The organism is Pseudoalteromonas sp. NZS100_1 (assembly GCF_015864285.1).
Taxonomy (GTDB): Bacteria; Pseudomonadota; Gammaproteobacteria; order Enterobacterales; family Alteromonadaceae; genus Pseudoalteromonas; species Pseudoalteromonas arctica.
In genome coordinates this window covers 316,069-323,569 of sequence record NZ_JADYXN010000001.1, presented here as the reverse complement: position 1 = coordinate 323,569, position 7,501 = coordinate 316,069, and the positions used below count along the sequence as shown (strand labels likewise).

Below are 7,501 nucleotides of genomic sequence, written 5' to 3'. Positions count from 1 at the left end.
CAAAAGATGATAAGGGTATTGTGAAGCAACCAAAAGATCGGTCAACCGATCAAAAATACCTTAACTGATCGGTGTTACCATATATTGGGGCATTTTTTATGGTATTGGATATAGTATTGAACCAATTTTTACACCTAACCCAAAAAGTATCATTGCACTTATTATTACAACTAAAGTGATGTGGCCACGTAGCTCTTTCGACTCATATTTTGACATTGCTGCAGCTCCTTATTTCATAATAAAAAAAACAGTTATCATGCCTAATATGAAGCTGACTACTGATGACAATGCTAACACCGTGGTTATAGTGTGCTTGTTTAAAGTTGTTGCACCACCGAGAGGTGTTGTATCTTCATCAAGCTTAATTAATTTACCCTGGCGTACTTCTAAAACCGCGCATAAAGCCATTGTGGTTTCTTTTGATGCCGCGCCTTCTTTTTCTACCCGTTGGATTGTTCTCAAGCTTACATCGCAGGCATCGGCAAGTTGCTGTTGCGTCCAATTAAATTGCTGCCTAAGTTCTTTTATTGTTTTAGGATTAAGTTGCATTTTAAAATTTCCCAATCAAGAATTCTAAAATTATAATTAGCAAGTAGCCACCAACTAGGCCTCCAAAAAAGCAGCCAAAAAGCACTTTTAACGAAGTTTTTGGGTTATTTAATAATGATGATTGTTCATAACTTTTTATAAATTGGCCATTTTTATAAAGTGAGCACTCTAACCTGCCAGTTAAAATATTACGCATTTCAAACATTACTTTAAAATCATTGTCACCAATATTAAATTGATGGCCACTGTGAATCCTTTGGTTACGCTTATTACTTATAAGTTCATCATTTACGTATACTTCTTCTTTCCCTGTAAAGTAGCTACCAAAACACGCTATTTGATTATCGCCATCTTGAAAGTAAAATTTGTAACCTAATTTTCTTGTATTTAATACATCGTTTTTCATCATCGTTATCCTTGTTGAGTTGATGATGCTAATTTAGCGTTTGTTTTTGTTATTTACGCCGTCAGCTGTACGCCAGTATGTATTTTGGCATATGACAGGTGAACTGTCATATGTTGTTAGCTTTTGATTTTTATTAATTTATTATATTTTAAGTATGTATTGGAAATTTTAGCAACTGTCGTATAGCTTAATCTAAAAAGTGGGTACGTATTTAAAATATCATTTCTGGTTGCTAGTTATATCTAATAACCAGAACAAATAACTAAGGGATTAACACCTTAGGCTTTAAATCCGTTAGACTTGGGAAAAGGCTATTTTATATCAACTTAAGGCAGTGCAGTATTATGCGTCATGCAATTTGGCAACAGCTTCGCGAAGAAGCTAACGATGTAGTAACACGTGAACCATTATTAGCAAGTCATGTTTATTCATGCATTTTGAATCATGATTGTTTAGGTTCGGCATTGAGCTTTATTGTTGCTAATAAGTTGGCTGATGCGGTGGTATCGGCATTCACTATCCGAGAGCTGTTCGATCAAGCATTTGTAAAATGTGACCGTATGCTATCTTTTGTTGCTGAGGATATTAAAGCGGTAAAAGACCGCGACCCTGCATCAGAAACCTATCTTACGGTTATATTAAATCTAAAAGGTTTTCATGCTATTCAGGCGCACCGTTTGGCTAATTGCTTGTGGCAACAAAACCGCAAAGAGCTAGCGCGCTTTATTCAAAGCCGTAACTCTGAAGTGTTTGGGGTCGATATTCACCCAGCATGTAAAGTGGGTAAAGGCATTATGTTTGACCACGCAACCGGTATTGTTATTGGTGAAACAGCGGTAATTGAAGATAATGTATCAATTTTGCAATCTGTAACGCTTGGCGGTACAGGCAATGAGCAGGGTGATCGTCATCCCAAAATTAGAGCGGGCGTATTAATTGGCGCCGGCGCTAAAGTACTTGGTAATATTGAAGTAGGTGAGGGCGCACGAATTGGTGCGGGCTCAGTTGTACTTAGCAATGTTCCACCACACACAACCGCTGTTGGCGTGCCCGCTAAAATTATTGGTCGACCGGATTGTGAGTGTCCGGCGCAAAGTATGAACCAAAACTTTTTAGCAAATCCTGAGCCTGAAAACGAATCGCACACGAGTGCAATGCTATAAGTAATTAAAAATAATAAAACTTAAAAGGAATTAACATGAACAAGAATAGTTTATTGGCTCTAGGGATTGGGTTTATTGCGGGTGTAGGTTTAACTTGGAGCTACTTTAATGCAGCTTCAAGTCATCCAGAATCTGTTAAGTCGCAGCCAAGTTATGAAAAACAGCAAAAGCTTCATACTGGACAACAAAGTAATGAGGTATTAAGTAATGCAGACTCTGCAGTACCTGAGCAAGTCGCTAGTATAGAGCCCGCTGAAGAGACGCCTCCAACCTATTCAGAAACCCAAATGCTTGATGAGCTACCTTTAGAAGAGCAAGTAACTCAGCTTAAGCAGCAACTTGCTGAGCAGAAAGCGACAGTTAAAAGCATTTTAAAGCAAATGAGAGGTCCTTCAGATTTTGAGAAGATTTTACGTGATAAATTTGAAAAGCAAACGCGTGACGAAGAATGGGCTTATCGTACTGAAATGGCATTACAAGATTTTTTATTAACAGCTGATTTAGCGATTATACCCGATGTTGTTAGCGCAAAATGTAAAACGACGATATGTGAATTTGAACTTGCCGCACCCGCTGATAACGACACATTTGATAATTCTCAATGGCGAGAGCTAAACGACGAGTTGATGAAGCAAGAGTTTTGGCAACAATTTAAAAGCACTACCTCCACATCAAGCGATAGCGAGCTTAAATTGTTGCTAAGTACAGAGTTTTAAGTAATACCAACTTTATGTAACAGGTATAACCTGTGATTCTATAGAGCCATCAACGAGCTCTGTAATCAAAACATCGCCTGTTTTAATTTGCCCCACAGATTTAACCACTTTGCCTTGTTGTGTTTTAGTGATGCTATAGCCGCGCGCTAAAACATTAAGCGGACTTACTGAATCTAACCTGCTTGCTTGCAGTGCTAAGCTATTATTCGCTTGCTGTAACTGATGTTGTATAGCTTGGTTTAGCCTAGCTTGTAATTGCGAAAGTTGATGGCTTGCTGTAGCGAGTTTTTTATCGGGTGATTGGCGCATTAAACGCGGCGTTAAGTTATTGAGTGTGCGTTCTTGTTGGTATAAACGATTACGCATCGCCTGTTGCAGCGCAATGCTTAGCTCATCCAAACGTTGTGATTTTTGATTAAGCTGATTACGCGGATGACATAAATTAAGGCGGTGTTGTAACTGCGTTGCTAGTGCGCGCTTGTCGGCAATGCCGTGCTTAAACGCGTTAGATAAACGATTAACTAATTGCGTTACTTTGTTGTGTAACTCTTGCGTATTAGGGCTTACAAGCTCAGCTGCGGCTGATGGAGTCGCTGCACGAACATCAGCAACGTAATCGCTAATAGTGGTATCTATTTCGTGGCCTACCGCACTTACTATCGGTAATTCACTTTTGAAAATAGCGCGGGCGAGCTGTTCGTGATTAAAACACCATAAATCTTCAAGTGATCCGCCGCCTCGCCCTAAAATAAGTACGTCTACTTCATCACGTGTGTTGGCTAATTCAATTTGGTTAATTAAATGCACGTGCGCTTCTTTGCCTTGTACCATAGCAGGGTAAATGATGACTTCTAGCTGCGGTGCACGGCGTTTGAGTACCGTTAAAATATCTTTTATAGCAGCGCCGGTTGCTGAGGTAATAACACCAATGCGATTAATATTTTGGGGTAATGGCTGTTTGTGAGCAGAGCTAAATAATCCTTCGGCGGCTAAACGCATTTTAAGCGCATCAAATTCTTGCTTTAGCTGACCTTCGCCTGCAGGTTCCATATGTTCAACAATAAGCTGGTAATCACCGCGAGGCTCATAAAGTGATACGCGCGCTTTTACTGTTACTTGTGCGCCATTGGCAGGGCGGTAGCTTTGGTTGCGATTATTACCTCGCCACATTGCGGCTTTAATTTGTGCTTTATCGTCCTTTAACGAAAAGTACCAATGTCCAGATGCTGGGGTAATAAAGTTAGAAATTTCGCCCGTGAGCACTAAAGATGCAAAACCTTGCTCAAGGATTGTGCGAATTTCTCTATTAAGGCGTGAAACGGTGTAAACCGCCTGCGAAGGCTTCGAAAACATAAAAAACAACCTAAAACTATTTATTGCACTACTTTATCATAAATATTTGCGAAATATTATTTACTCATGGCAACAACGCTGTTAAAATTTGGCCGCAATTCCTTATCTTAGATCCACATGTGAGAAGTTGCCAAAATGCTTAGAATCGCTAAAGAAGCTCTTACCTTTGATGACGTACTTTTAGTACCTGGTCATTCTACTGTTTTGCCACACACGGCAAATATTTCAACTCGCTTAACGCGTGGTATCAAACTTAACTTGCCGCTTATTTCAGCATCTATGGATACTGTTACAGAAGCTCGTTTAGCTATTGCCCTTGCGCAAGAAGGTGGTCTTGGTTTTATTCATAAAAACATGACTATTGAAGAACAAGCGAAAAACGTACGTAAAGTTAAAACCTACGAAGCAGGTATTGTTTCATACCCTGTAACGGTGACTGCCGATTTAACAATAGCAGACGCTATTGAGCTTTCACACGAAAAAGGTTTTTCAGGCTTTCCAGTTACCGATAGCGACAATGTACTTGTTGGTATTGTAACTAGCCGTGACATGCGTTTTGAAACTAAGCTTGAACAGCCTGTTTCTACCGTTATGACTAAAAAAGAAAAGCTTGTTACCGTTAAAGAAGGCGCAGCTCGCGAAGAAATTTTAGGCTTAATGCACGAACACCGCATTGAAAAAATCCTTGTTGTTGATGACGCTTTTAAACTTAAAGGCATGATAACAGTAAAAGATTACCAAAAAGCCCAAGACAAACCAGACGCATGTAAAGACGACCAAGGTCGTTTACGTGTAGGTGCTGCTGTAAGTGTTGGTGCTGGTACTGATGAGCGTATTGCTGCATTAGTAGAAGCGGGTATTGATGTTTTACTTATCGATACATCGCATGGTCATTCTCAAGGTGTTATTGACCGTGTTACTAAAACTCGCAAAGAGTATCCAGACTTACAAATTATTGCCGGTAACATAGCTACAGCAGAAGGTGCGATTGCACTTGCAGACGCTGGCGCCGACGCAGTTAAAGTAGGTATAGGCCCAGGTTCTATCTGTACTACACGTATTGTTACCGGTTGTGGCGTTCCACAAATTACAGCTATTTCAGATGCTGTTGAAGGCTTAAAAGGTCGCGACATTCCTGTAATTGCTGATGGCGGCATTCGTTTTTCTGGCGATATTGTTAAGGCACTTGTTGCTGGTGCATCGTGTGTAATGGTGGGTTCTCTTCTCGCTGGTACAGAAGAAGCACCAGGTGAAGTTGAATTATACCAAGGTCGTTACTACAAGTCTTACCGTGGTATGGGCTCATTGGGCGCGATGGATCAAAAAGAAGGTTCATCAGATCGTTACTTCCAAAAATCAAACGAAGCAGACAAGTTAGTACCTGAAGGTATTGAAGGTCGCGTAGCTTACAAAGGTCCAATTGCAACGATTATTCATCAGCAAGTAGGTGGCTTACGTAGTGCTATGGGTTTAACGGGTTGTGCAACAATTGAAGAGCTTAATACAAAACCACAGTTTGTACGCGTTACTTCAGCGGGTATGGGTGAATCGCACGTACACGATGTGCAAATCACTAAAGAAGCACCAAATTACCGCTTAGGTTAAGCAGCGTAATTAATTTAATATACTGGGCTTGCTTTGCAAGCCCTCTTTTTAGTCGTTTACATTAACAAATGACATTTAGCATCAGACTTTACGAGATACTCCATGAGCAAAGATATTCACGATTCACGAATTCTCATTTTAGACTTTGGTTCACAATACACGCAATTAATCGCGCGCCGTATCCGCGAAATTGGTGTTTACTGTGAGCTATGGGCATGGGATGTGACTGAAGAGCAAATCCGCGAGTTCAACCCACAAGGTATTATTCTTTCTGGTGGCCCAGAATCAACAACACTTGAAAACAGCCCGCGCGCTCCAGAGTACGTATTTAATGCAGGCGTGCCTGTGTTAGGCATTTGTTATGGCATGCAAACAATGGCTGCTCAACTAGGTGGTAGTGTACACAGCTCTGATAAAAAAGAGTTTGGTTACGCACAAGTTGAAAAAGTAGGTAATTGTGCATTGTTTGATGCAATTGAAGACAGCATTACCGATGGCGGCAACGGCATACTCGACGTATGGATGAGCCATGGCGACAAAGTAATGGATATTCCAGCTGGTTTTGCAACAACAGCTAAAACATCTACTTGTCCACATGCTGCAATGTCTAACGAAGAAAAACGTTTTTACGGTGTACAGTTTCATCCAGAAGTTACACACACGCATCAAGGTCAGCGCTTGTTAGAGCGTTTTGCTATTGATATTTGTGGCTGTGAAAAATTGTGGACTGCTGCAAAAATTATCGATGATGCTATCGAGCGTATTAAAGAAACAGTTGGCGATGACGAAGTTATTTTAGGCCTCTCTGGTGGTGTTGATTCATCGGTTGTGGCTATGCTTATTCACCGTGCAATTGGCGAAAGACTAACATGTGTATTTGTTGATAATGGCTTACTTCGTTTAAACGAAGGCCAACAAGTAATGGACATGTTTGGTAATAAATTTGGCTTAAACATTGTTAAAGTTGAAGCTGAAGAGCAGTTTTTAAATGATCTAGCGGGTAAGTCAGACCCAGAAGATAAACGTAAAGCCATTGGTCACACGTTTATTAATGTATTTGATGAGCAAGCCAAAAAGCTTAAAAATGCAAAATGGTTAGCGCAAGGTACAATTTACCCAGATGTAATTGAATCAGCGGCATCTGCAACTGGTAAAGCGCATGTTATTAAATCTCACCACAATGTGGGTGGATTACCAGATGACATGAAAATGGGCCTAGTTGAGCCATTACGTGAGTTATTTAAAGACGAAGTACGTAAAATTGGCCTAGAGCTAGGTTTACCGTACGACATGCTTTACCGTCATCCTTTCCCTGGACCAGGTTTAGGTGTGCGTGTACTTGGCGAAATCAAAAAAGAATACTGTGATTTATTACGCCGCGCTGATGCGATTTTCATCGAAGAGCTTCACAAAGCTGAGCTTTACCATAAAGTAAGTCAAGCGTTTACTGTATTCTTACCTGTTAAATCGGTAGGGGTTATGGGCGATGCACGTAAGTACGATTGGGTTGTATCACTTCGTTGTGTGGAAACAATCGACTTTATGACAGCGCGCTGGTCACATTTACCTTATGAGTTTTTAGGTGTGGTATCAAACCGTATCATTAATGAAATAGACGGTATTTCTCGTGTTGTTTACGATATTTCAGGTAAACCACCTGCAACTATCGAATGGGAATAATTAATTTTAGTTTTAATTAACTAATTTTA

7 protein-coding genes are annotated in these 7,501 nt (G+C 40.3%); 4 read left to right on the top strand and 3 right to left on the bottom strand.

From position 1 onward, the window contains the following. Nucleotides 1-228 precede the first annotated feature (228 nt). Entirely contained in the window at nt 229-549 is a 321-nt protein-coding gene (locus I6F66_RS01435) for a helix-turn-helix domain-containing protein (protein ID WP_024598636.1), read from the bottom strand. 1 nt (nt 550) lies between these two features. After that, nucleotides 551-955, bottom strand: a complete 405-nt coding sequence (locus I6F66_RS01430) for a hypothetical protein (protein WP_197139946.1) — start codon at nt 953-955, stop codon at nt 551-553. Between the two features lie 344 nt (nt 956-1,299). Here I6F66_RS01430 and cysE point away from each other — a divergent pair, with 344 nt between their 5' ends. After that, complete coding sequence (gene cysE / locus I6F66_RS01425) at nt 1,300-2,118, top strand: serine O-acetyltransferase (RefSeq protein WP_165727596.1); 819 nt, start codon at nt 1,300-1,302, stop codon at nt 2,116-2,118. 35 nt (nt 2,119-2,153) lie between these two features. Further along, on the top strand, nt 2,154-2,834 hold the full coding sequence (locus tag I6F66_RS01420) for a hypothetical protein (protein ID WP_165740795.1): 681 nt from the start codon (nt 2,154-2,156) through the stop codon (nt 2,832-2,834). A gap of 12 nt (nt 2,835-2,846) precedes the next feature. On the opposite strand, the gene xseA is transcribed toward I6F66_RS01420, so the two are convergent. Then, nucleotides 2,847-4,187 (bottom strand): exodeoxyribonuclease VII large subunit, encoded by a 1,341-nt coding sequence (gene xseA / locus I6F66_RS01415; RefSeq protein WP_197208525.1) that lies wholly within the window; start codon nt 4,185-4,187, stop codon nt 2,847-2,849. 135 nt (nt 4,188-4,322) lie between these two features. Here xseA and guaB point away from each other — a divergent pair, with 135 nt between their 5' ends. Then, nucleotides 4,323-5,792, top strand: a complete 1,470-nt coding sequence (gene guaB / locus I6F66_RS01410; RefSeq protein WP_165727594.1) for an IMP dehydrogenase — start codon at nt 4,323-4,325, stop codon at nt 5,790-5,792. Between the two features lie 102 nt (nt 5,793-5,894). Further along, nucleotides 5,895-7,472 carry a glutamine-hydrolyzing GMP synthase gene (gene guaA, locus I6F66_RS01405; protein ID WP_197159649.1) on the top strand — a complete coding sequence of 526 codons (1,578 nt, stop codon included), beginning with the start codon at nt 5,895-5,897 and terminating at the stop codon, nt 7,470-7,472. Nucleotides 7,473-7,501: the final 29 nt, after the last annotated feature.

Bases quoted from the DNA above. Each gene is read 5' to 3' on its own strand.
- I6F66_RS01435 (WP_024598636.1), bottom strand. From the start codon at position 549: ATGCAACTTAATCCTAAAACAATAAAAGAACTTAGGCAGCAATTTAAT.
- I6F66_RS01430 (WP_197139946.1), bottom strand. From the start codon at position 955: ATGAAAAACGATGTATTAAATACAAGAAAATTAGGTTACAAATTTTAC.
- cysE (WP_165727596.1), top strand. From the start codon at position 1,300: ATGCGTCATGCAATTTGGCAACAGCTTCGCGAAGAAGCTAACGATGTA.
- I6F66_RS01420 (WP_165740795.1), top strand. From the start codon at position 2,154: ATGAACAAGAATAGTTTATTGGCTCTAGGGATTGGGTTTATTGCGGGT.
- xseA (WP_197208525.1), bottom strand. From the start codon at position 4,187: ATGTTTTCGAAGCCTTCGCAGGCGGTTTACACCGTTTCACGCCTTAAT.
- guaB (WP_165727594.1), top strand. From the start codon at position 4,323: ATGCTTAGAATCGCTAAAGAAGCTCTTACCTTTGATGACGTACTTTTA.
- guaA (WP_197159649.1), top strand. From the start codon at position 5,895: ATGAGCAAAGATATTCACGATTCACGAATTCTCATTTTAGACTTTGGT.